Raw genomic sequence first — 21,328 nt, 5'->3', positions numbered from 1 at the left:
TCAATGAATCATGCTTCCCGCTTCTCTTCGACCCGGCGCCAGCAGGGCAATACCCTGGTCGGCATCATCATCGGCCTGGTCATCGGCCTGGGCATCGCCGTGGTGGTCGCCCTGGTGATCACCAAGGGCGCCTCGCCCTTCACCGACAAATCGGGCAAGGCCGGCAAGTCGGCCGAACCGACGGCCGGCCAGATCGCCGACCCGAACAAGCCGATGTACGGCAACAAGGAAGCGGCCAAGGAAGCGGCGCGCGACTTCTCCAAGGAGCCGCGCGAGATCGTCACGCCGACGCAGCCTGCCGCGCCGGCGCCGGCGCCCACCACCGCGCAGCAGCCGAAGGCACCGCCGCCGGACGCGCTGCAGGAATTGATCGGTACACTGAAGGACAAGCCGGCGCCGAAAACGCCGGCGGCCGCACCAGCGGCGCCAGCACCGCAAGCCAAGGCCGACGCGAAAGAAGCCAAGGCCGATGCAGCCAGCGACAAATGGATTTATTATCTGCAGGCCGGCGCCTTCCATGACATGTCGGACGCCGAAAGCACGCGCGGCAAACTGGCGCTGCTCGGTTTCGAAGCGGCCATCAGCGACCGCAGCACCGACGCCGGCGTGCTGCACCGCGTGCGCATCGGGCCGTTCAACCAGCTCGAAGCGATGAACCGCGCGCGCACCAAACTATCTGAAAACGGCATCGATGTCGCCGTCGTCCGTAACCAAAAATAAGGAACCAGCATGCGTTTTCTGAAGAAAATCCTGTTCGCCGCCGCCCTCTGCACCATCGCCCTGGGCGCGTCCGCCTCGCCTGCCGAGCCGAAGAACGGCGTCGAATACGAAACCCTGCCCGCGCAGCAGGCGACGGAATCGGGCAAGAAAATCGAAGTGACGGAATTCTTCGCCTATTACTGCCCGCATTGCAACGTGCTCGAGCCGCAACTGGCGGCGTGGGTCAAGAAACAGGGCGACAACATCGTCTTCAAGCGCGTGCACGTGTCGCGCGACGAGAGCGTGGCGCCGCAGCAGCGCCTGTTCTTCACCCTGCAAGCCATGGGCCTGGTCGACAAGCTGCACACCGGCGTCTTCCACGCCATGCACGTGGAACGCAACCGCCTTAACACCGACGACGCCGTCTTCGACTTCGTCGCCAAGCAGGGCGTGGACCGCCAGAAATTCATCGACACCTACCGTTCGATGGGCGTCTCGGCCCGCGTGCGCCGCGCGGATGCCATGATGCAGGGCTATAACGTGACGTTCTGGCCCATGATCGCCATCGACGGCCGCTACATCACCTCGCCTTCGCAAGCCGATCAGGGCAGCAAGTCGGCCAAGAACGAAGAGCAGCTGAACGCCCAGGCGCTCACCGTGATGGACGTGCTGGTCGCGAAAGCCAAAGCGGAAAAGAAATAAGCATGGCCACTTCCCTGGCGCGCCCGGGCATCGCCTGATGCATCGCGTTTTCATCACGGGCGCGTCGAGCGGACTGGGTGCCGCCCTGGCGCTGCAGTACGCGCGCCAGGGTGCCCAACTGGGCTTGCTGGCCCGCCGCGGCGACACGCTGCAGCAACTGATCGCTTCCCTGCCCCGCCCTGAACGCCACCGCGCCTACGCCGTCGACGTGTGCGACCACGCCGCCCTGAAAGGCGCAGCACAGGACTTCATCGCCCACGCCGGCGGCATCGACGTCGTCATCGCCAGCGCCGGCGTGTCCTACGGCACCCTGAGCGAACACGCGGAAGACCTCGACGCCTTCGCGCGCCTCATCGCCATCAACGTCACGGCCACCGTCGCCACCTTCGCGCCCTTCATCGCCGCCATGAAAAACCAGGGCAGCGGACGCCTGGTGGGCATCGGCAGCGTGGCCGGCATCCGCGGCCTGCCCGGCGCCGAAGCCTACAGCGCCTCGAAGGCGGCCGTCATCAGCTACTGCGAATCGCTGCGCCTGGAATTGAAACCGGCGGGCATCAAGGTCGTCACCATCACGCCCGGCTACATCGACACGCCGATGACGCGCCACAACGCCTACCGCATGCCCTTCCTGATGCCGGCCGAAAAATTCGCCGTGCGCGCCGCGCGCGCCATCGCCGACGGCGACAGCTACCGCGTGATCCCGTGGCAGATGGGCGTCGTCGCCAAGCTGCTGCGCGCATTGCCCAATGCCGTCTACGACCGGGCCTTCGCGAATGCGCCGCACAAGGCGCGCAACTGAACTGACCAACATGACGAAGCACTCAGACTTGAACAGCGCGGCCATCGCCGCCCATTGCGCCACCGGCGCCTCGCACGTGGCCATCGAAGTGGTCGATGAAACGGGATCGACCAACGCCGACCTGCTGGCGCGCTGCGCCACCCTGGCCGGCCCCACCCTGCGCATCGCCGGCCAGCAGACGGCCGGACGGGGGCGCGCCGGACGGCCGTGGGTGTCGCAGGCGGACGCCAGCCTGATGTTCTCGCTGGCCTGGCGCTTCAAGGGGCCGCTGCACCAGCTGGTCGGCCTGCCGCTGGCCGTCGGCGTGGCGCTGGCCGAAAGCATGACGGCGCTGGGCGTGCCGGTGCAACTGAAATGGCCGAACGACCTGCTCAAGGATGGCCACAAACTGGCCGGCATCCTCGTCGAAACGCAACAGGCACAGGGCGACGATAGCGGCGGCGTGTGGGCCGTCATCGGCTGCGGCATCAATCTCTTGATGCCCGATGCGCTGGAACGGCAGATCGGGCGCAGCGTCTCGGCCGTGCCCTGGCTGGCGCAGATGGAGCGCAACACCCTGGTGGCGGCGCTGCTGAGCCGCCTGGCCGGCGTGCTGGCCGAATTCGACGACACGGGCTTTGCACCGTTTGCGGAACGCTGGAACCTGCTGCACGCGTGGCAGGGCCAGCACGTGAAAATCCTCGACAACGGCCAGCTGCTGCAGCAAGGCGTGGCGGCCGGCGTCGATCAGCTGGGCCGTTTGCTGCTGCGCACCGACGGCGGCCTGCAGGAAGTCATGTCGGGCGACGTGTCCTTGCGCCTGGCCGGGGAGTGAGCGCATGCTGCTGCTGATCGACGCCGGCAATACGCGCATCAAATGGGCGCTCGTGGCCGCCGACAGCGCGGCCGGCGGCTGGCTGGCCAGCGGCGTCGTCGCGCATGCGCAGATCGAGACCCTGGCCGCGCACTGGGCGACTCTTGCCATCAGCGAAGCGCTGCTGTCGAACGTGGCGGGCGCCGTCATCGGCACGCGCCTGCGCGCCATGCTGCCGGTCGCGCCGCGTGACTTTGTCTCGCTGCCGCAGCTGGCCGGACTGACGAACGGCTACCGCGCGCCGTCGCAGCTGGGCTGCGACCGCTTTGCCGCCGCCATCGGCGCGCACGCGCTGGCGCCTGGCCAGGCCGTCATCGTCGCCAATTGCGGCACCGCCACCACCATCGACGCCATCACGGCCGACGGCGTTTTTCTCGGCGGGATGATCTTGCCTGGACTGGGACTGATGGCCAGCTCGCTGGCGCGCAATACGGCGCAGCTGCCGCACATCGCCAGCGACGCCGTGCTGCCGGCCGGCTTTGCCGACAACACGGACGACGCCATCCTCTCCGGCTGCCTGGCGGCGCAGGCGGGCGCCATCGAACGGGCCGTGCGCATGCACGGCGCCAGCGCCTGCCTGCTGTCGGGCGGCGCCGCACTGCGCATCGCACCGGCCCTGGCGCTGGCGGTGCCGCTGCATCTGGTCGACAATATCGTCATGATCGGCCTGCAGGCGGCCGCGCGCGCCGGGGCCGCAGGAACACAAGGAAACCACGTATGCTGAAATTCGTCTTCTGGCTGCTGGCCGGCGTCAACCTGCTGGTGCTGGCCATCGGCCAGGGTTATCTGGGCAGTTTTCGCAGCGAGACGCGCGAGCCGGCGCGCCTGAAAAACCAGCTGCAGGCGGGCAAGCTCACCTTGCTGACGCAGGAGCAGGCGACCGCACCGGCCGTGGCCACAGCGCCTGCGCCGGTCGCCGCAGAAACGCCGGCGCCGCCGCCATCGTATGCGTGCACGGAGGTGGGCAATTTCCTGCTGGCCGATGGCCGCCGCTTCGAAGCGCAAGTGGCCGCGCTGAGCCTGGGCGACCGCCAATCGCGCCGCAACGTCGCCGGCCAGGACATTTCCAGCTACATGGTGTACATCCCGCCGCAGGGCAGCAAGGAAGGCGCCGACCGCAAGGCCGGCGAATTGAAGCAGCTGGGCGTGACGAATTACTTCATCATGAACGAAAACAGCCCACTGCGCTGGGGCATTTCACTGGGCGTATTCAAGTCGGAAACGAGCGCGCAAAGCCAGCTGGCATCGCTCAACAAACAGGGCGTGCACAGCGCCCGCGTCGCGCCGCGCTACAGCGCCAGCAAGCAATTCGCCTACCAGTTCCGCGACCTCGACGCCGCCACGCGCGCGCGGCTGGCCGAGATCACGAAGCAGTTCGACGAGCAGGAACTGCGCTCCTGTAAATAAGCGCCGGACCAAACCTACTGCGCGTCCGGCATAGGCAACCTGCGATGCTCACTGTGCTTCAGCCAGGTAGGTCGGATTAGCGCTTGCGCGTAATCCGACAACGCCAGCGACGCCAACCATGGTGTCGGATTACGCGCTTGCACGCTAATCCGACCTACGCTCATCTCTCAATGACGATCGGTTTGACACCCGCCGACGCCGGCAGGCTGGCCGCCGCGCGCGCCGCATCGGTGCGGCTCGTGAACGGTCCGCCGTACAGGCGGAACAACGGGCCGGCCGGCACCACATCAAGATTGCCCAGCGTTTGCGCATACGGCGCCAGTTGCGCGCGGCCCGCTTCCGCATTGTCCGCACGCGAATAGGCGCCCAGCTGCAGGTAGAAGCCGGTGGCCAGCGCCGCTGGCGCGGGCGCGGCCACGGTGGCATCGACCGCTGACAGCGCGGTGATTTCAGGCTGCACCACGGCGCGCATTTCCGGTTCGCTGTCGGCCGGCGTATCGATGGAAATGGCCACCACCGACGGCACCGGCTTGGGCGCCGCGCGGGCCGCCAGGATGGCATCGATATCGGCCGGCAGCAGGCGTTCGACGACCACCTGGTGGCTGCCCTTGCCGAGAAAGCCCAGTTTCAGCGCCGCCGTGTACGACACGTCGATCACGCGCGTGGCGTGGAACGGGCCGCGGTCGTTGATGCGCACGATCACCTGCTCGCCGCTGTCGATGCTCGTCACGCGCGCATACGATGGAATCGGCAAGGTCGGATGGGCCGCCGTCATCTTGTACATATCGTAGATTTCACCCGACGAGGTGCGCTGGCCATGGAATTTCTTGCCATACCAGGTGCCCGTGCCCTTTTGCTTGAATGGCTCGTTGTCGGTGATCGGCGTGTACGTCTTGCCGAAGACGACATACGGGCGGTTCGAGCGCGTCGAATACGGCTCGTTGCGCACTTCCGCATCGGGCACGTCGCGCAGGTTGGCGGGCGGATTGTCGCCCGGACCGTCATCCTTGTAGTAGCCGCCGCGCCCGGAGCCGGCCGCCGGCAATACCGGCAAGGTGGGATCCTGGCGCACGGGCACCTTGACCTTGCCGCCCGACGGCAGCGGCACGTTGTTCGATGCGGGCTTGTGCGGCGCGGTGCCGCAGGCGGCCAGGGTCAGCAAGGCGGCAAGGCTGAGCCCGCGCATGGCGAAGGTATCGACAGGCGCCCGCATCAGGTCTGCACCAGCTTGCGGTGGCGCTGAATGCTCATCAGGATGCCGGTGGCCACGCCCAGGGTCAGCAGCGCGGTGCCGCCATAGCTGAGGAATGGAAGGGGAACGCCGACGACCGGCACGATGCCGCTGACCATGCCCATGTTGACAAACGCATACGTAAAGAAAATCATTGTTATCGCTCCTGCCAGCAGGCGAGTGAAAAAACTGGGGGCGTTGGCGGCGATCATCATCCCCCGTCCCACCAGCAGTAAATACATCAGCATCAGAATCAGATTACCCACCAGGCCGAACTCCTCCGAATACACGGCGAAGATGAAGTCGGTGGTGCGCTCCGGAACGAATTCCAGGTGGGCCTGCGTGCCGTGCGTCCAGCCCTTGCCCGTCATGCCGCCGGACCCGATGGCGATGATGGACTGGATGATATGGAAGCCCTTTCCCAGCGGGTCCTTGGTCGGGTCGATCAGCATCATCACGCGGTCGCGCTGGTAATCATGCAGGTGCGACCAGGCGATCGGCAGGCAGGAAACAAAGGTGATCAGCAAGCCGGCCAGCACCTTCCACGACAGGCCGGCCAGGAAGATGACGGTAAAGCCGGCCGCCACCACCAGCAGCGCCGTGCCCAGGTCGGGCTGGCGCGCGATCAGGTAGACGGGCACCAGCAGCAGCACGGCCGCCATCAGGAACGATTTCCAGCGCAGGGCGCCCGCATTATGCTGGAAGAACCAGGCCAGCATCAGCGGCGTGGCGATCTTCAGGAATTCGGACGGCTGGATGTCGATCACGCCGATATGCAGCCAGCGCCGCGCACCGAGCTTGATGGTGCCGAACAGCGCCACGGCCACCAGCAAGATCACCGATACCGTGTACGCCGGCACGGCGATGCGCATCATCATCTGCGGCGTGACGTTGGCCGCCACCCACATGACGAAAAAGCACAGCATGATGTTGCGCAGATGGTCCTCGATCTTGCCGGGGATGCCGATGCTGGCCGAATACAGGGTCAGCAGGCTGGTGCACAGCAGCATCAGGATGATGATCATCAGCGGCGGATCGAACACCGCCAGGTAGGGTTTGGCGCGCCGCCACAGCGAGCGCCTCTCGTTAATGGGCATGTGCTTCCTTATTGCCTGGCAGGCGGCGCCGGGGCGGCCTGCTCGTCGGTGATTTCTTCCAGGGTGCGCACTTCGTCGACATCTTCCTTGGGCACCTTGGTGGTGTCCTTTTCCTTGTCGCTCGGGCGCTTGCCCAGCAGGTAGTAGTCGAGCGCCTTGCGCGCGATCGGCGCGGCCACGCCGGCGCCGAAGCCCGCGTTTTCCACCACGATGGCGATCGCGATGCGCGGCTTGTCGGCCGGCGCGAAGGCCGTAAACAGGGCGTTGTCGCGCAGGCGCTCGGCCAGCAGCTTGGCATTGTACTTCTCGTTTTTCTTGATGCCGACCACCTGCGCCGTGCCCGTCTTGCCGCCCACCGTGTACTGCACGCCGGTGAAGATGCGCGCGGCCGTACCGCCCTGCTCGCTGGTCACGCCCACCATAGCGCGCTTGATGATGTCGATGTTTTCCTGCTTGAGCGCGATGCGGTAGCTTTCCTTCGGTACCGTCAGGGTGCGCGCACGCGTGCTCGCGTCTTCGATGATCTTCACCAGATGCGGCTTCATCACCACGCCGTTATTGGCCAGGTTGGCCGTCGCGTGGGCGATCTGCAGCGGCGTGTAGGAGTTGTAGCCGGAGCCGTTACTCACCGAAATCGTGTCGCCGCCCACCCATTTTTTCTGCTGCGGCGTCTTGAAGCGGTTGCGCTTCCACTCCGTCGACGGCAGCACGCCCGTCTTTTCATTATTCAGGTCGATGCCCGTCAGCTGGCCGAAACCGAACGGCTTCATGAAGTCGTGGATGGCGTCGATGCCCATGTCACGGCCCAGCTGATAGTAATAGGTGTTGCACGAGACGACGATGGACTTGTGCATGTCCACCGTGCCATGGCCGCCCACCTTGTCGTCGCGGAAGGTGTGGCCGCCGAGGATGAAGAAGCCGGGATCGGAAATCGACTGGCTCGGCGTGCGCTTGCCCAGTTCCAGCGCGGCCAGCGCCATGAAGGGCTTGAAGGTCGAACCGGGCGCGTAGGTACCGGACAGGGGACGGTTGACCATCGGCCGGTCCAGCGAGGTATTGAGTTCGTTCCAGCTTTGCTGGTCGATGCCGTCGACGAACAGGTTGGGGTCATAGCCTGGCTTGGAGACGTAGGCGAGGATGTCGCCCGTAGCCGGGTCGATGGCCACGGCCGCGCCGCGCCATTCGCCGAACGCTTCCTCTACCACCTTCTGCAGTTCGATGTCGATCGACAGGATCAGGTTGTTGCCGGGGGTGGCCGCCGTGCGCGACAGGGTGCGCATGGCGCGCCCGCCGGCCGACACTTCCACTTCTTCGTAGCCGGTGGTGCCATGCAGCTGCTTTTCGTAGCTTTTTTCCAGGCCTTCCTTGCCGATATGGTCGGTGCCGTTGTAGTTGGCCGCGTCCTCGCCCTCTTCCAGCGCCTTGGCTTCATTGCGGTTGATGCGGCCGATGAAGCCCACCACGTGCGAGGCCACCTCGCCCATCGGATACTGGCGGAACAGGCGCGCCTGCACTTCCACGCCGGGGAAGCGGAAACGCTGCGCCGTGAAGCGCGCCACTTCCTCGTCCGTCAGGCGCGTGCGCAGCGGCACGCTGACGAAGTTCTTCGATTCTTCCAGCAGCTTCTTGAAGCGGCGGCGGTCCTTGACGTCGATCTGCACCAGGGTCGACAGCTCGTCGATCACGGAATCGAGGCTGGCGCTCAATTTCGACGGCGTGATTTCCAGCGTGTAGGCCGAGTAATTGCGCGCCAGGACCACGCCGTTGCGGTCGAGGATCAGGCCGCGCGTGGGCACGATGGGCACCACGGCGATGCGGTTGTCCTCAGCCTTGGTCGCGTAGTCCTCGTGCTTGATCACCTGCAGCCAGATGAAGCGCGCCAGCAGCAGCGAAAAGCAGACGAAGACGAGCGCGCCCAGGATGGTCAGGCGCATGCGGAAAAAATGCAGTTCGCGCTCGGTATTTTTCAGTTCGGTCATGGCAGGCGCCCGTCAGATCGGCCGGTTATGGTCGCGGTCCACGGCGCGGCGCTGCGGCGCCAGCAGGATCCACGTCACGAAAGGCCAGAGGGCGACGGCGACGAAGCTCTCGATGAAATTGAGCCAGCCGGGGAAACGGCCCGAGACGATCAGCCGCGTCAGCAATTGCAGCGCCTGCGTCAGCAGCAGCAGCGGCAGCACGTGCAGTGCCTGCGTCAGGATGGGGAACCACAGCACGCGCCGGTGCATCATGATGGCGAAATACGACAGCAAGGTATACGCCAAGGCATTCTCGCCCAGCAGGGTCGAATCGTGCACGTCCATCATCAGGCCCATGAAGAACGCAACGCCGATGCCGACCTTGCGCGGCTGGTGGATGCCCCAGAAGACCAGCACCAGCGCGACGAAATCGGGCACGCCGACAAACTGGCCCCATGGCAGCAGATTCAGCAAAAAAGCGCACAGCAGGGAAAAACCGATGAACAGGGGGCTGACCGGCAGCAGGATGTAATGCGGGCGGTTCATCGTGTCGCTTCCTTCGGTGGCACGGCGGCAGGTGCTGGCGTTGTTACAGGCGTTGCGGCAGGTCCTGCCGGCGCCGCCGGTTTCGGCGCGGCGCTGGCGGGCGGCTTCGCGGCGGGGGCTGTCGCGGCGGCGGCAGGCTCCTTGGCCGGGTCCTTGATCGGCGCCATCTTGCCGGCGATCTTGCGGCCCGTCTTGACATCTTCGGCGGGCGGGCGCGGCGGAATATCGGGCGACGTCATCAGGATGAGCAGCTGGGTGTTGCGTTCGATACCGGCCAGCGGCTGGCACACGACGCGGCCGAACGGGCCATGCGCATTGCGCTCGACCAGGGTCACGCGCGCCACGGCCAGGCCAGCCGGGTACAGGCCGTCGAGGCCCGAGGTAATGACGATGTCGCCGATCTGGATGTCGGCGCTGGGGGCCGTGAAGCGCAGCTCCATGGTGCCCGACTTGCCGCGGCCGATGGCCACGCTGCGCACACCGTTGCGCAGCAGCTGCACGGGAATGGCCTGCTCTTCATCGGTCAAGAGCGTTACTTCGGAGGTGAACGGGAACACGCGCGTGACCTGCCCCACCACACCCAGGTTGTCGATCACGGGGCGGCCCAGTTCCACGCCATGCTGGATGCCGCGATCGAGCACGATCTTGCGCGTGGCCGAATCGCGCGTGTCGTACAGCACTTCGGCCATCATGGTCTTGACGGGCACGCGCTCGCGCGCTTCCATCAGCTTGCGCAGGTGGTTGTTTTCAACGATATTAAGCTGCGCCTGCTGCAGGATCTGCGCCGAGGCGATCTGTTCGTGCTTCAGGTCGCGCACCTGTTTTTCCAGGGCGGACAGCGAAGAAAAGTAGTTGCCGACGCCAAGCGCCACGTCGCGCGGCACCAGGGCCGCCATCTGCACCGGATACAGCACGGTGCCGACCGCCTGACGCACGGCCGTCAGCGCGTGCATGCGCGAATCGACCAGCAGCAGGGCGATAGAAATGCCGGCGAACACCATCATCTTGACGCGGGCGGAGGCGCCTTGTTTGAAAAGTGGCGGAGGACTGTATTCCATGACTTCCAATAATCAGGCCAGGCGCAGTGCGCCAACGTGCAGGCCCCGGTCAGACGCCGGCGCCAAAACCAAAAAAAGGCCGGAATGGTTTCCGGCCCTTCTGTCAGATTATTCGTAGGAGAAGATCGAGCCGAGCTTGTCCATACGTTCCAGTGCCATCCCGGAACCGCGCACCACGCAGGTGAGCGGGTCCTCGGCCACCAGCACCGGCAGGCCGGTTTCCTCCATCAGCAGGCGGTCCAGGTCGCGCAGCAGCGCGCCGCCGCCCGTCAGCATCATGCCTTTTTCGGCGATGTCGGCGCCCAGTTCCGGCGGCGTCTGTTCCAGCGCGTTTTTCACGGCCGAGACGATGTTGTTCAGCGGGTCGGTCAGCGCTTCGAGGATCTCGTTGCTGGAAATGGTGAACGAACGCGGGATGCCTTCGGACAGGTTGCGGCCCTTGACTTCCATTTCCTTCACTTCCGAACCAGGGAAGGCCGAACCGATGGCCTTCTTGATGGCTTCGGCCGTCTGTTCGCCGATCAGCATGCCGTAGTTGCGGCGGATGTAGTTGACGATGGCTTCATCGAACTTGTCGCCGCCCACGCGCACGGAACCCTTGTAGACCATGCCGCCGAGCGAGATGATGCCCACTTCCGTCGTGCCGCCGCCGATGTCGACCACCATCGAGCCGGTCGCCTCCGACACGGGCAAGCCCGCGCCGATGGCCGCTGCCATCGGTTCCTCGATCAGGTACACCTGCGAGGCGCCGGCGCCCAGGGCCGATTCGCGGATCGCGCGGCGTTCGACCTGGGTCGAACCGCACGGCACGCAAATGATGATGCGCGGCGATGGACGGAAGAATTTCGAGTCATGCACCATGCGGATGAATTGCTTGAGCATCTGCTCGGTCACGGTGAAGTCGGCGATCACGCCATCTTTCATCGGACGAATCGCTTCGATATTGCCCGGCACTTTGCCCAGCATCTGCTTGGCTTCCTTGCCGACTGCCTGAATGGTCTTCTTGCCATTCGGACCGCCTTCCTGGCGGATGGCGACGACGGATGGCTCGTCCAGGACGATACCGAGGCCGCGTACATAAATAAGGGTGTTGGCCGTGCCCAAGTCAATGGCCAGATCGGTGGAGATATACCTGCGTAAAAAACCAAACATGAGTGTCCTGTAGCGCATCGAGCTGCGCAAAAGCTGTTTATGGGGAGTTTCAAAGCGGGCGCTTTCAGGCACCCTGAAAATCCGTGGAGGCGATTTTTTCGGGTTTCGCTTGGCGCTTGCGCAATCTTTTCTATGCTGCGGCAGCGGTCCATCAGCGCCGGCAACGCATTAACCCGCCATTCTACCTTATAATTTGAATGCGATTTGCTCAAAAACCATGGAAAAGTGCGACTCTTGCAGCCGCGAGTTACGCGGCATTCCTCGATTTTTGTGAGCAAAATAGCAGTAAATACCCGCGTTTTATCAAAACGCCAACTTAATACTAATGCGCGGCACTCCGCGCCATTCGCCATGTCCCTGACACTCTCCGACGTAAAACGCATCGCCCACCTGGCCCAACTTGAAATGGCCGACGACCAGGCCGTCACGTCTTTGGCCCAATTGAACAAGATTTTCGCACTGGCAGAACAAATGCAAGCCGTCAATACCGATGGCGTGGCGCCCCTGAGCCACCCGCTGGCCGCCCACATGGACAATATCGCCCTGCGCCTGCGCGAGGACGTCGCCACGGAACAGAATCGCCGCGACGCCTACCAGGCCGTGGCGCCGAAGGTACAGGATGGACTCTATCTCGTTCCCAAGGTTATCGAATAAACACGCCGTTGCGCCGTTCCCGCCTTCTTGCCGAATATCACAATAGAAACGCCATGCATACAAAATCCATCAAACAGCTGTCCACGCTTTTGCAGAACAAGGAAATTTCCGCCGTTGCACTGGCGACGCATTTCCTCGACCGCATCGAAGCGGACAACTCGAACGCCTTCCTGCACGTCGACCGTGCCCTGACCCTGGCGCAAGCAGCCGACGCCGACGCGCGTATCGCCGCCGGCACGGCCACGCCATTGACGGGCGTGCCGATCGCGCACAAGGACTTGTTCGTCACGAAAGGCTGGCGTACGACGGCCGGCTCGAAAATGCTGGCCAACTACGCCAGCCCGTTTGACGCCACCGTGGTGGAAAAATTCCAGGCGGCCGGCATGGTCACTTTGGGCAAGGTCAACTGCGATGAATTCGCCATGGGTTCCGGCAACGAGAACTCGGCCTTCGGCGCCGTGCAGAACCCGTGGGATAAAACAGCCGTGCCGGGCGGCTCGTCCGGCGGCTCGGCCGCCGCCGTCGCCGCCGGCCTCACGCCAGCGGCTACCGGCACCGACACGGGCGGCTCGATCCGCCAGCCGGCCGCCTTCTGCGGCATCACCGGCATCAAGCCGACCTATGGCCGCGTCTCGCGCTTCGGCATGATCGCCTTTGCCTCGTCGCTGGACCAGGGCGGCCCGATGGCCCGCTCGGCCGAAGACTGCGCCCTGCTGCTCACCGCCATGGCCGGCTTCGACGAACGCGACTCGACCAGCCTGTCGCCGGAACAGGGCGGCGTGGCGGAAGATTTTTCACGTGAACTGGGCCAGCCGTTGACGGGCTTGCGCATCGGCGTGCCGCGCGAGTACTTCGGCGAGGGCCTGGCCAAGGACGTGGAAGCGGCCGTGCGCGGCGCGCTGGCGCAGTATGTAAAGCTGGGCGCCACCCTGGTCGACATCTCGCTGCCCAACACGGCCTTGTCGATTCCCGCCTACTACATGATCGCGCCGGCCGAAGCGTCGTCGAACCTGTCGCGCTACGACGGCGTGCGCTACGGCCACCGCGCGGCCGAGTACAAGGACTTGCAGGACATGTACAAGAAGTCGCGCGCCCAGGGCTTCGGTCCGGAAGTGCAGCGCCGCATCATGGTCGGCACCTACGTGCTGTGCCATGGCTACTACGACGCCTACTATCTGAAGGCGCAAAAGATCCGCCGCCTGATCGCGCAGGATTTCGACGCCGTGCTGAATGGCCCGGACGCCGTCTGCGACGTCATCATGGGCCCCGTCGCGCCGACCGTCGCCTGGGACCTGGGCGACAAGACGGACGACCCGGTGGCGAACTACCTGGCCGACATCTACACCCTGTCGACCAGCCTGGCCGGCCTGCCCGGCATGTCAATCCCTTGCGGTTTCGGTGCAGGCGAGAAGAATGGCAAGCGCCCCGTCGGCCTGCAAATCATCGGCAATTATTTTGGCGAAGCCAAACTGCTGAACGTGGCCCACCAGTTCCAGCAAGTGACGGACTGGCATACGCGTGCTCCAGGCAACGCAACGGCCGGCATCTAAGAAAAAAATCGCGCCGCCCAGGCGGCGCCACCAAAAAATAAGCGAGAACACTATGCAATGGGAAGTCGTCATCGGTCTTGAGAACCACGTGCAGCTCACGACCGAATCCAAAATTTTCAGCGGTTCGCCGATCAAGTACGGCGCCGAAGCCAACACGCAGGCGAGCCCCGTCGATCTGGCGCTGCCCGGCGTGCTGCCGGTGATGAACAAGCAAGCCGTCGACCGCGCCATCCGCTTCGGCCTGGCCGTGGGCGCCACCGTGGCGCCGCACTCGGTCTTCGCGCGCAAGAACTATTTTTATCCCGATTCGCCCAAGGGTTATCAGATCAGCCAGTTCGAGGACCCCGTCGTCATCGGCGGCGCCCTGACCTTCGGCTATGAAAAGGATGGCGAATTCGTCACCAAGACGGTCAACCTGACACGCGCCCACCTGGAGGAAGACGCCGGCAAATCCCTGCACGAAGACTATGCGGGCATGAGCGGCATCGACTTGAACCGCGCCGGCACGCCGCTGCTGGAAATCGTCTCGGAGCCGGAAATCCGCAGCGCCGCCGAAGCCGTGGCTTACGCCAAAGCGCTGCACTCGCTGGTCATGTGGCTGGGCGTTTGCGACGGCAACATGCAGGAAGGCTCGTTCCGCTGCGACGTCAACATTTCCGTGCGCCCCGTCGGCCAGAAGGAATTCGGCACGCGCTGCGAGATCAAGAACCTGAACTCCTTCCGCTTCATCGAGGAAGCCGTGCACGTCGAAGTGCGCCGCCAGATCGAACTGATCGAAGACGGCGGCAAGGTCGTGCAAGCGACGCGTTTGTACGATCCGGACCGCAAGGAAACGCGCGAAATGCGCAGCAAGGAAGACGCCCAGGATTACCGCTACTTCCCGGATCCGGACCTGCCGCCGCTGGTCATCTCGCAAGCGTGGATCGACACGGTCAAGGCCTCGATGCCGGAACTGCCGGCCGCCATGCGCGCCCGCTTCATCAGCGAATACGCACTGCCGGACTACGATGCGCTGGTGCTGACGCAATCGAAAGCCATGGCGACCTACTTCGTCGCCGTGGTCGAGAAGGCCGGCAAGGAAAACGCCAAGGCCGCCGCCAACTGGCTGATGGGCGACGTCTCGTCGACCCTGAACCGCGAAGGCGTGGACCTGGACGACGCCCCCGTCTCGGCCGCCCAGCTGGCCGCCATGCTCAAGCGCATCGCCGACGGCACGATCTCGAACAAGGCGGCAAAGGAAGTCTTCGCCGGCATGTGGGAAGCGAAATCGGACGACGAGCACCTGGTCGACGCCATCATCGACGCCAAGGGCTTGAAGCAGATCTCGGACTCGGGCGCGCTGGAAGCCATCGTCGATGAAGTACTGGCGGCCAACGCCAAGTCGGTGGAGCAGTACCGCGCCGGCAAGGAAGCGGCGATCAACGCGCTGATCGGCCAGGCCATGAAGGCATCCAAGGGCAAGGCCAACCCGGCCCAGCTGACGGAACTGCTGAAGGCCAAGCTGGCGGGATAATTTTCACTCGCCCCAAAAAAAAGACGCTGCGGCGTCTTTTTTTTTGCCTGTCGGATCTCCTCATAAACAAGCTTGTCTACTTTTTATGTCACGTCTGACAGGCGTTTATACGCCACTGAAAATTAAAGTATACATTTTTGTCTACAACGAGTAATCTAGCCATATTGAATTTCAGGCAAGAGGAAAACCGCATGACCAAGACGCACGACATCCCGAAACCGACGGCAGCCGAGCTCGATCTGCTGCAGGCGCTGTGGCCGCTGGGTGCGGCCACGGCCAAGCAGGTGCACGAGGCGCTGACGCTGGCCAAGCCGGCCATCACCTATGGCACCGTGCTGCGCCTGATGCAGATCATGCATGGCAAGGGCTTGCTGATCCGCGACGAAAGCCAGCGCTCGCACGTGTATGCGCCGGCCCAGGCGCAGGACAGCCTGCAGACGAATCTGCTGAAGGAACTGATGCAGAAGGCCTTTGCCGGTTCGGCCAAGGCGCTGGTGCTGGCGGCGCTGCGCACGGGCGTGTCGCGCGCCGAACGCGAGGAAATCGAAAAAATGCTCAAGGACGATCAGTCATGAGCGGCTTCGTGCCGGCGCTGGGCTGGACCCTGCTGCACTTCCTGTGGCAAGGGCTGCTGATCGGCTGCGCCACGGCGCTGGCGTGGGCGGCCCTGCGCAATGCGCGTCCCGAGGCGCGCTACGCCGTCGGTTGCGGCGCCCTGCTGGCCTGCCTGGCGTGGCCGGCGGCGGGCTTGTATCTGCGCCTGGCCGGGGCCGATGCCACGGGCGCGCTGTACTCCAGCGCCTTGCTGTCCGCCGCCCTGCTGGCGCCCGACAGCCTGCCCGACCTGGACCTGCTGCTGCGCGCCGTCGTCGGCGTCTGGGCCCTGTGCGCCGCCGTGCTGGCCGTGCGCATGGCGCTGGGCATGCTGTGGATAGAGCGCAGCGCCAGGAACACGGGCACCACGCATGCACAGCTGCAGACAAGGCTGTCGCGCATGGCGCACGATGCCGGCGTGGCGCGGCCCGTGCGGCTGCGCGTGCTCGACAACATCGCCAGTCCGCTCACGGCCGGCATCTGGCGCCCCATGGTGCTGGTGCCTGCGGCGCTGATCACCGGCATGCCGCCGCACCTGCTCGATGCGCTGCTGGCGCATGAACTGGCGCACATCCGGCGCCACGATTATCTGGTCAACCTGCTGCAAAACGCCATCGAGGCGCTGCTGTTCTTCCACCCTGCCGTCTGGTGGATTTCACGCGGCGTGCGCCTCGAACGCGAACATATTGCAGATGATTTCGCAGCAAGACAACTGGGCGAACCGCGGCGTCTGGCTCTTGCACTCTCGGAACTGGAACGTCTCCAGTTCTCAACCCACCACCTGGCCCAGGCGGCCAACGGAGGAGATCTTATGTCACGTATCAAACGATTGCTGCGCCCCGCACCACAAGCCCTGAACTGGAAGGCGGCCGTGCCGCTGCTGGCATTGGCCGGCGCCTGCCTCGGCATCTACGGCCAGGCCGTCGCCGCCGACAGCGCACCCGTGCTGGAGCGCCGCCCCGTCATCGACTTTGGCGTGTGCGGCAAACCGGTCTACCCGCCCGCATCGCTGCAGGCGAAGGAAACGGGCACGGTCAACCTGTCCTTTGATGTCGACGCCACCGGCAAGGTCCAAGGGTCAAGCGTGGTCAAGAGCAGCGGCCATCCTGCCCTCGACGAGGCGGCGCGCACTGGCATTGCCAAGTGCACGTTCAAGCCGGCCCTCGCTGGCGGCAAGCCGGTCAGCGCCAGCGTCAAGGTGCAATACGTCTGGAGCCTGAACTAAGATCCTATCCCAGTAGATGAATACATCTCTTGCAAGCGCCCCTCAGAAGCGGGGAGTCGTCGCGTGGCTCGCCACGCGTCCTCCTCGCGCCTTGTCCGCGCTCCTGATGTGCTGCTTGCAAAAGACGCTCCCTACTGGGATAGGCTCTAAAGCATGCGCGGCGGCATCGTGGCAGCATTGCTGCAGCGGTGCCGCCGCCCGCTTGCGGGTATGATCATGGATTCTTCCACGCACCTGTGAACCCGCCATGAACAAGATCAAAACCGGCCTGGTCGGCTACGGCTTTGCCGGCTCCACCTTCCACGCTCCCGTCCTGTCCGCCATCGATGCCCTGGAATTAACGGCCGTCGCCTCCAGCAAGCCCGAGCTCGTGCACAAGGATTGGCCGCACGCCACCGTGTATGCGGATGCGGCGCAGCTGTTTGCCGATCCGTCCATCGAGCTGGTCGTCATCGCCGCCCCCAACGAGGCGCACTTCAGCCTGGCGCAAGCGGCCCTGCAAGCGGGCAAGCACGTGGTGGTCGACAAGCCCTTCACCATTTCCAGCACCGAGGCGCAGAGTCTGATCGCGCTGGCGAAAGAGCGCAAGCTGGTGCTCAGCGTGTACCACAACCGGCGCTGGGATGGCGATTTCCTGACCCTGAAAGCGCTGCTGGCACAAGGCACGCTGGGGCGCATCGCCAGCGTCGAATCGCACTTCGACCGCTTCCGCCCCGAGATCCGCCAGCGCTGGCGCGAATCCGGCGCGCCGGGCGGCGGCTTGCTGTACGACCTGGGTCCGCACATGCTGGACCAGGCCATGCAGCTGTTCGGCAAGCCGGAAAAACTGTACGCCGATATCGTCCTGCAGCGCGATGGCGCGCAAGCCGTCGACTACATGCACATCGTTTTGTATTACGACCGGCTGCGCGTGGTGCTGCAAGCGGGCTGCCTGGTGAAGGCGCCGACGGCGCGCTTCGCCGTGCATGGCGAAAAGGGCAGTTTCGTGAAATTCGGCCTCGATCCGCAGGAAGATGCGCTTAAGGCGGGCGGCAGGCCGGGCCAGCCCGGCTGGGGCGTGGCCCCCGTGCGCGGCGCGCTGCACCTGGGCACGCAGCCGGACGGCCATTGCGAACACCTCGAAATGCAGGCGGGCCGCTACCAGGACTTTTACCAGGGCATGGCCGACGCCATCCGCCACGGCGCACCGGCGCCGGTGGCGGCCGAGGATGCGGCAGCGACGATACGCCTGATCGAACTGGCCTTGCAAAGCGCTGCCGAAGGGCGCGTGCTCGCGGTCAGCTGATTCGATGTCAGCTGATCGCGGTCAGTTGATGACGAAGGCCAGCACCACGGCGCCCAGCGCCAGCAGGGCCAGGCCGCAGATGAACAGCAGTTCGCCCCACGATTCGTAGCGCAAGCGCGACTGGCCGGGGCGCAGCGACATGAACGAGAGCACTGCGCTGACGAGAAAGACGATGGCATCGACGGCGAGCAGCTTGTCGATGGCCACGCGCATGTCGCCGCGCGGCGCCAGATGCCCGATCGACAGCACCGTCATGCACACGCCGACCATCGTCGCCGACGTGGGCAGGATATGCGCCGACAAGCCCCGCGCCGACAAGTCCCGTTCGGGCGCCTTGCCGTCGCCAGACATCAAGGCCGGCCCTGGTTCGTTCCCGCCGGCCAGACCAGCTCCACGCGCGCGGAACTGCCCGCCTTGATCTGCACCTTGCGCTCCAGCGACTTGCCGGCCAGGGTGGCGCGCAGGCTGTAGCTGCCTGGCGGCAGTTTCGCCAGCAGGAACGGTCCGCTGGCCGTCGTGTCCAGCACCGGAGCGCCCTTGGCATCGCGTATTTCCAGCTTCACGTCGGAGGCAAATTCCGCCTTGCCCGCCGCCTGCACGGAAAACACGAGACTCAAGGGCCAATGTCGGCTGGCGCTCTTGATGGCCGTCGACTCATCGAGGCCGATGCCGCCGCTCAGGTATTCCACCGCCCCGCTCTTCTGCACGGGCGGCAGTGCACCGTCGGTTTGCGCCTGCGCCGCACTTCCCAGCAACAGCCCGGCGGCCAGCATCGCCGCCGCCAGGCTCAGGGTACCGCGTCTGTTTGATGCCATCTCACTCTCCTCATGTCGGTTGAATCAAGATAGGAAGCGCAGCTTAAACAGGCCTTAGCCCTATATCAACGCCGGCGCATGGCGTCGGCGATCTTCTGGTCCGTCTTGTACTGGCTCAGCGCATACACGGCCCAGATCGTGGCCGGCAGCCAGCCGATCAAGGTGATTTGCAGGATCAGGCAAATGATGCCGGCGATCGGACGGCCGATCGTGAAAAAGGTCAGCCATGGGAGTAACAGGGCAATCAGCAAGCGCATCGTTCGTTCCTTGAGTATTCCCCTGTGCCGCGGGGACCGGGCCGGCAGGCGCCGGCGGTAAATGCAGTCAAGCCGATTATAACGATACCCGGCCGTCAAGCCTGCACGGGTGCCAGCAGTTTCTCCATCCAGGCCAGGATGGCGGCAAAGATCGCTTCGCGGTTCACTTCATTGAAATTCTCGTGATAATTGGCCGGATAAAAATGATAGTCGAGCAAGCCATCTGGCACGCTGCGCAGCAGGCTTTCCGTGGCGCGGCTGTCGGCCAGCTTGTCGTCGCCCGCCACTGCGGCGAACAGGGGGAAGCGCCAGTCCGACAGGCCGCCCGCCAGTTCCTTTTGCGCCGACGTCAGCGCATGGGCAAACCGCACCGACGCCGCACTGGCGCGGATGCCGTCGCGCTCGTCCTGGAAATGACGCGCGGTGATGGTTTGATCGTGCGTGAGCAGCATGGTCAGGTTACCCAGCGGCACCTTCATCGTGGGGAAGCGCCGCGCCAGCCAGCCCGACAGCATCTGCAGCACCTTCGGCACGGGAATCGCATTCACGTAATACGGCGATGAAATCACAAATCCCTTGATGGCCGGATCGCCCGCAAAGCGGCGCAGCCCCAGGTGGGTGGCGATCAGGCCGCCCATGGAGTGGCCCATGACGAAGATCGGCACGCCCGGATACGCCTGCTTGACCCAGGCGAGGAACAGCTCCTCGTCGTCGAGGAAGGCGTCGAACGAGGGGATGTCCACCTTGCGCTTGCCATCGTGGCCCACCATGTCGAAGCTGACGGTGGCGATGCCGTGCTGGCGGAAGTATAGCGCCGGCGTGACGTAGTCGCCCGCATGCGCCATGCCGCCGTGGATCGCCAGGATCACGGCGCGGGGATGCTCCGGCTGCCAGATGTGGATGGGCCGCTCGATCCGGTCGCTGCACAGCAGGCTGGCCATCTTGTCTTCTGAAAAACGCATCGCTGCTCCTGTCATGCCCTGTCACGCCTTCAGATGATCGATCAACTGGCGCGCATACAGGGGTAATTCACTGAACTGGCGCACGCAGATCGTCAGATTGCGTACCGACCAGGGATCGGATAATTCCAGGCAGCGCAGCGCCATCGTCTGCTGGCAGCGGCTGGCCGCCGCCAGCGGCACCACGCTGATGCCCACGCCGCTGGCCACCATGCGGCACACGGCATCGAAGCTGCGCAGGCGCACGCGCACCTTCAAGGGGCGGCCCAGGCGTGCCGCATGCATGCCCAGATACTGCTGCATCGCGCTGTCGTCGGCCAGGCCGATGAAATCGTGATCCAGCAGCGTGGAGAACGCGACGACGCCATCCTGGCCCAGGGCGCGGTGATGCACGCCGTCGGCCGCGGCGATCACCACCAGCCGGTCGGGGCGGAACAGAAACGTCTGCAAGCCGCGCATGTCGACCGAGTCGGACACGATGCCCATGTCGGCCAGCCCTTCCGAGACGGCCTTGACGATATCGTAACTGAGGCGCTCTTCCAGGTCGATGGTCAGGTTCGGATGGCGGTCGAGAAAAGCGCCTAGCGCCTCGGGCAAAAATTCGCTGAGCGCGGCCGTATTGCACAGCAGGCGCAACTGCCCTTTCAAGCCGCGCGCAAACTCGCCAAGCTCGCCACGCATTTTCTCCATTTGCAGCAAGACGAGGCGCGCGTGATGCAGCAAGGTCTGGCCCACGGGCGTCGGCTCCACGCCGCGCCGTCCGCGCAGCAGCAAGGGCATGCCCAGCATCTCTTCCATGCCGCGCACGCGCGCACTGCTGGAGGCCAATGCGAGATGGCTGCGCGCGGCGCCCGCCGTCAGGCTGCCCGCTTCCACCACGTTGACGAACAGCTGCAAATCGACCAGATCAAAGCGCATGACGGCTCCCCTTTTCACCATCTTACCAGCCTTCGTATTTTACTGAGGCTGACTCA

General features: G+C 64.7%; 23 protein-coding genes. 12 read left to right on the top strand and 11 right to left on the bottom strand.

From position 1 onward, the window contains the following. Positions 1–3: 3 nt before the first annotated feature. Genes D9M09_RS01635 through D9M09_RS01610 form a run of 6 tightly spaced genes read left to right on the top strand, consistent with a single transcriptional unit; the run spans position 4 to position 4,460 of the window. Positions 4–720, top strand: a complete 717-nt coding sequence (locus D9M09_RS01635; RefSeq protein WP_121668434.1) for an SPOR domain-containing protein — start codon at positions 4–6, stop codon at positions 718–720. Between the two features lie 9 nt (positions 721–729). Then, on the top strand, positions 730–1,401 hold the full coding sequence (locus D9M09_RS01630; RefSeq protein ID WP_070222768.1) for a thiol:disulfide interchange protein DsbA/DsbL: 672 nt from the start codon (positions 730–732) through the stop codon (positions 1,399–1,401). A gap of 37 nt (positions 1,402–1,438) precedes the next feature. After that, complete coding sequence (locus tag D9M09_RS01625) at positions 1,439–2,200, top strand: SDR family oxidoreductase (RefSeq protein WP_121668433.1); 762 nt, start codon at positions 1,439–1,441, stop codon at positions 2,198–2,200. 10 nt (positions 2,201–2,210) lie between these two features. After that, entirely contained in the window at positions 2,211–3,014 is an 804-nt protein-coding gene (locus D9M09_RS01620) for a biotin--[acetyl-CoA-carboxylase] ligase (RefSeq protein WP_121668432.1), read from the top strand. Positions 3,015–3,018: 4 nt separating this feature from the next. Next, on the top strand, positions 3,019–3,777 hold the full coding sequence (locus D9M09_RS01615) for a type III pantothenate kinase (protein WP_121668431.1): 759 nt from the start codon (positions 3,019–3,021) through the stop codon (positions 3,775–3,777). Then, positions 3,771–4,460, top strand: coding sequence for an SPOR domain-containing protein (locus tag D9M09_RS01610; protein ID WP_121668430.1), 690 nt, complete (start codon positions 3,771–3,773; stop codon positions 4,458–4,460). The genes D9M09_RS01615 and D9M09_RS01610 overlap by 7 nt, the downstream gene beginning before the upstream one ends. 160 nt (positions 4,461–4,620) lie before the next feature. Here the strand turns inward: D9M09_RS01610 and D9M09_RS01605 are convergent, their stop codons facing one another. From D9M09_RS01605 to D9M09_RS01580, 6 genes are all read right to left on the bottom strand, one after another. After that, positions 4,621–5,673 carry a septal ring lytic transglycosylase RlpA family protein gene (locus D9M09_RS01605; protein WP_070311062.1) on the bottom strand — a complete coding sequence of 351 codons (1,053 nt, stop codon included), beginning with the start codon at positions 5,671–5,673 and terminating at the stop codon, positions 4,621–4,623. Next, positions 5,673–6,788: a rod shape-determining protein RodA gene (gene rodA, locus D9M09_RS01600; protein WP_070222781.1), complete on the bottom strand. Its 1,116-nt coding sequence runs from the start codon at positions 6,786–6,788 to the stop codon at positions 5,673–5,675. Before rodA ends, D9M09_RS01605 begins: the two co-directional genes overlap by 1 nt. A gap of 8 nt (positions 6,789–6,796) precedes the next feature. After that, the gene (gene mrdA, locus D9M09_RS01595) at positions 6,797–8,767 is read right to left on the bottom strand and encodes a penicillin-binding protein 2 (RefSeq protein WP_121668429.1); all 1,971 of its coding nucleotides are present in this window, start codon (positions 8,765–8,767) and stop codon (positions 6,797–6,799) included. Positions 8,768–8,779: 12 nt separating this feature from the next. Further along, positions 8,780–9,292: a rod shape-determining protein MreD gene (gene mreD / locus D9M09_RS01590; protein ID WP_035824494.1), complete on the bottom strand. Its 513-nt coding sequence runs from the start codon at positions 9,290–9,292 to the stop codon at positions 8,780–8,782. After that, the gene (gene mreC, locus D9M09_RS01585) at positions 9,289–10,350 is read right to left on the bottom strand and encodes a rod shape-determining protein MreC (protein ID WP_099409748.1); all 1,062 of its coding nucleotides are present in this window, start codon (positions 10,348–10,350) and stop codon (positions 9,289–9,291) included. Before mreC ends, mreD begins: the two co-directional genes overlap by 4 nt. A 108-nt stretch (positions 10,351–10,458) precedes the next feature. Then, positions 10,459–11,502 carry a rod shape-determining protein gene (locus D9M09_RS01580; RefSeq protein WP_010393186.1) on the bottom strand — a complete coding sequence of 348 codons (1,044 nt, stop codon included), beginning with the start codon at positions 11,500–11,502 and terminating at the stop codon, positions 10,459–10,461. A 351-nt stretch (positions 11,503–11,853) separates the two neighbouring features. Here D9M09_RS01580 and gatC point away from each other — a divergent pair, with 351 nt between their 5' ends. The 6 genes from gatC (at position 11,854) to D9M09_RS01550 (ending at position 18,323) form a co-directional block, all read left to right on the top strand. Then, the gene (gatC, locus tag D9M09_RS01575) at positions 11,854–12,156 is read left to right on the top strand and encodes an Asp-tRNA(Asn)/Glu-tRNA(Gln) amidotransferase subunit GatC (RefSeq protein WP_070222787.1); all 303 of its coding nucleotides are present in this window, start codon (positions 11,854–11,856) and stop codon (positions 12,154–12,156) included. Positions 12,157–12,209: 53 nt separating this feature from the next. Then, positions 12,210–13,706, top strand: a complete 1,497-nt coding sequence (gatA, locus tag D9M09_RS01570) for an Asp-tRNA(Asn)/Glu-tRNA(Gln) amidotransferase subunit GatA (protein WP_099409747.1) — start codon at positions 12,210–12,212, stop codon at positions 13,704–13,706. 37 nt (positions 13,707–13,743) lie between these two features. Beyond that, positions 13,744–15,219 carry an Asp-tRNA(Asn)/Glu-tRNA(Gln) amidotransferase subunit GatB gene (gene gatB, locus D9M09_RS01565; RefSeq protein ID WP_276208764.1) on the top strand — a complete coding sequence of 492 codons (1,476 nt, stop codon included), beginning with the start codon at positions 13,744–13,746 and terminating at the stop codon, positions 15,217–15,219. Positions 15,220–15,410: 191 nt separating this feature from the next. Continuing rightward, positions 15,411–15,794: a BlaI/MecI/CopY family transcriptional regulator gene (locus tag D9M09_RS01560; RefSeq protein WP_121668427.1), complete on the top strand. Its 384-nt coding sequence runs from the start codon at positions 15,411–15,413 to the stop codon at positions 15,792–15,794. Further along, positions 15,791–17,038 carry a M56 family metallopeptidase gene (locus D9M09_RS01555; RefSeq protein WP_121668426.1) on the top strand — a complete coding sequence of 416 codons (1,248 nt, stop codon included), beginning with the start codon at positions 15,791–15,793 and terminating at the stop codon, positions 17,036–17,038. Before D9M09_RS01560 ends, D9M09_RS01555 begins: the two co-directional genes overlap by 4 nt. 247 nt (positions 17,039–17,285) lie before the next feature. Then, the gene (locus D9M09_RS01550) at positions 17,286–18,323 is read left to right on the top strand and encodes an oxidoreductase (RefSeq protein WP_121668425.1); all 1,038 of its coding nucleotides are present in this window, start codon (positions 17,286–17,288) and stop codon (positions 18,321–18,323) included. A 21-nt stretch (positions 18,324–18,344) separates the two neighbouring features. Here D9M09_RS01550 and D9M09_RS01545 read toward each other — a convergent pair whose 3' ends face one another. From D9M09_RS01545 to D9M09_RS01525, 5 genes are all read right to left on the bottom strand, one after another. Continuing rightward, positions 18,345–18,674, bottom strand: coding sequence for a hypothetical protein (locus D9M09_RS01545; protein WP_121668424.1), 330 nt, complete (start codon positions 18,672–18,674; stop codon positions 18,345–18,347). Beyond that, positions 18,674–19,138 carry a carboxypeptidase-like regulatory domain-containing protein gene (locus tag D9M09_RS01540; RefSeq protein WP_121668423.1) on the bottom strand — a complete coding sequence of 155 codons (465 nt, stop codon included), beginning with the start codon at positions 19,136–19,138 and terminating at the stop codon, positions 18,674–18,676. The genes D9M09_RS01545 and D9M09_RS01540 overlap by 1 nt, the downstream gene beginning before the upstream one ends. Before the next feature lie 65 nt (positions 19,139–19,203). Then, a complete protein-coding gene (locus D9M09_RS01535) occupies positions 19,204–19,395 on the bottom strand; it encodes a YqaE/Pmp3 family membrane protein (RefSeq protein WP_070222801.1) in 192 nt (63 codons plus the stop codon). A gap of 95 nt (positions 19,396–19,490) precedes the next feature. Then, on the bottom strand, positions 19,491–20,357 hold the full coding sequence (locus D9M09_RS01530) for an alpha/beta fold hydrolase (protein ID WP_121668422.1): 867 nt from the start codon (positions 20,355–20,357) through the stop codon (positions 19,491–19,493). A gap of 21 nt (positions 20,358–20,378) precedes the next feature. Then, positions 20,379–21,272 (bottom strand): LysR substrate-binding domain-containing protein, encoded by an 894-nt coding sequence (locus D9M09_RS01525; protein WP_070222806.1) that lies wholly within the window; start codon positions 21,270–21,272, stop codon positions 20,379–20,381. Positions 21,273–21,328: the final 56 nt, after the last annotated feature.

The organism is Janthinobacterium agaricidamnosum, assembly GCF_003667705.1.
In the GTDB taxonomy this organism is placed as follows: domain Bacteria; phylum Pseudomonadota; class Gammaproteobacteria; order Burkholderiales; family Burkholderiaceae_D; genus Janthinobacterium.
The sequence above is the reverse complement of the archived record's forward strand: the minus strand, read 5'-3'. Positions and strand labels throughout refer to the sequence as shown.

Excerpts from the sequence above, each read along its gene's own strand:
- D9M09_RS01635 (WP_121668434.1), top strand. The coding sequence starts at position 4 with ATGAATCATGCTTCCCGCTTCTCTTCGACCCGGCGCCAGCAGGGCAAT.
- D9M09_RS01630 (WP_070222768.1), top strand. The coding sequence starts at position 730 with ATGCGTTTTCTGAAGAAAATCCTGTTCGCCGCCGCCCTCTGCACCATC.
- D9M09_RS01625 (WP_121668433.1), top strand. The coding sequence starts at position 1,439 with ATGCATCGCGTTTTCATCACGGGCGCGTCGAGCGGACTGGGTGCCGCC.
- D9M09_RS01620 (WP_121668432.1), top strand. The coding sequence starts at position 2,211 with ATGACGAAGCACTCAGACTTGAACAGCGCGGCCATCGCCGCCCATTGC.
- D9M09_RS01615 (WP_121668431.1), top strand. The coding sequence starts at position 3,019 with ATGCTGCTGCTGATCGACGCCGGCAATACGCGCATCAAATGGGCGCTC.
- D9M09_RS01610 (WP_121668430.1), top strand. The coding sequence starts at position 3,771 with ATGCTGAAATTCGTCTTCTGGCTGCTGGCCGGCGTCAACCTGCTGGTG.
- D9M09_RS01605 (WP_070311062.1), bottom strand. The coding sequence starts at position 5,673 with ATGCGGGCGCCTGTCGATACCTTCGCCATGCGCGGGCTCAGCCTTGCC.
- rodA (WP_070222781.1), bottom strand. The coding sequence starts at position 6,788 with ATGCCCATTAACGAGAGGCGCTCGCTGTGGCGGCGCGCCAAACCCTAC.
- mrdA (WP_121668429.1), bottom strand. The coding sequence starts at position 8,767 with ATGACCGAACTGAAAAATACCGAGCGCGAACTGCATTTTTTCCGCATG.
- mreD (WP_035824494.1), bottom strand. The coding sequence starts at position 9,292 with ATGAACCGCCCGCATTACATCCTGCTGCCGGTCAGCCCCCTGTTCATC.
- mreC (WP_099409748.1), bottom strand. The coding sequence starts at position 10,350 with ATGGAATACAGTCCTCCGCCACTTTTCAAACAAGGCGCCTCCGCCCGC.
- D9M09_RS01580 (WP_010393186.1), bottom strand. The coding sequence starts at position 11,502 with ATGTTTGGTTTTTTACGCAGGTATATCTCCACCGATCTGGCCATTGAC.
- gatC (WP_070222787.1), top strand. The coding sequence starts at position 11,854 with ATGTCCCTGACACTCTCCGACGTAAAACGCATCGCCCACCTGGCCCAA.
- gatA (WP_099409747.1), top strand. The coding sequence starts at position 12,210 with ATGCATACAAAATCCATCAAACAGCTGTCCACGCTTTTGCAGAACAAG.
- D9M09_RS01560 (WP_121668427.1), top strand. The coding sequence starts at position 15,411 with ATGACCAAGACGCACGACATCCCGAAACCGACGGCAGCCGAGCTCGAT.
- D9M09_RS01555 (WP_121668426.1), top strand. The coding sequence starts at position 15,791 with ATGAGCGGCTTCGTGCCGGCGCTGGGCTGGACCCTGCTGCACTTCCTG.
- D9M09_RS01550 (WP_121668425.1), top strand. The coding sequence starts at position 17,286 with ATGAACAAGATCAAAACCGGCCTGGTCGGCTACGGCTTTGCCGGCTCC.
- D9M09_RS01545 (WP_121668424.1), bottom strand. The coding sequence starts at position 18,674 with ATGTCTGGCGACGGCAAGGCGCCCGAACGGGACTTGTCGGCGCGGGGC.
- D9M09_RS01540 (WP_121668423.1), bottom strand. The coding sequence starts at position 19,138 with ATGGCATCAAACAGACGCGGTACCCTGAGCCTGGCGGCGGCGATGCTG.
- D9M09_RS01535 (WP_070222801.1), bottom strand. The coding sequence starts at position 19,395 with ATGCGCTTGCTGATTGCCCTGTTACTCCCATGGCTGACCTTTTTCACG.
- D9M09_RS01530 (WP_121668422.1), bottom strand. The coding sequence starts at position 20,357 with ATGCGTTTTTCAGAAGACAAGATGGCCAGCCTGCTGTGCAGCGACCGG.
- D9M09_RS01525 (WP_070222806.1), bottom strand. The coding sequence starts at position 21,272 with ATGCGCTTTGATCTGGTCGATTTGCAGCTGTTCGTCAACGTGGTGGAA.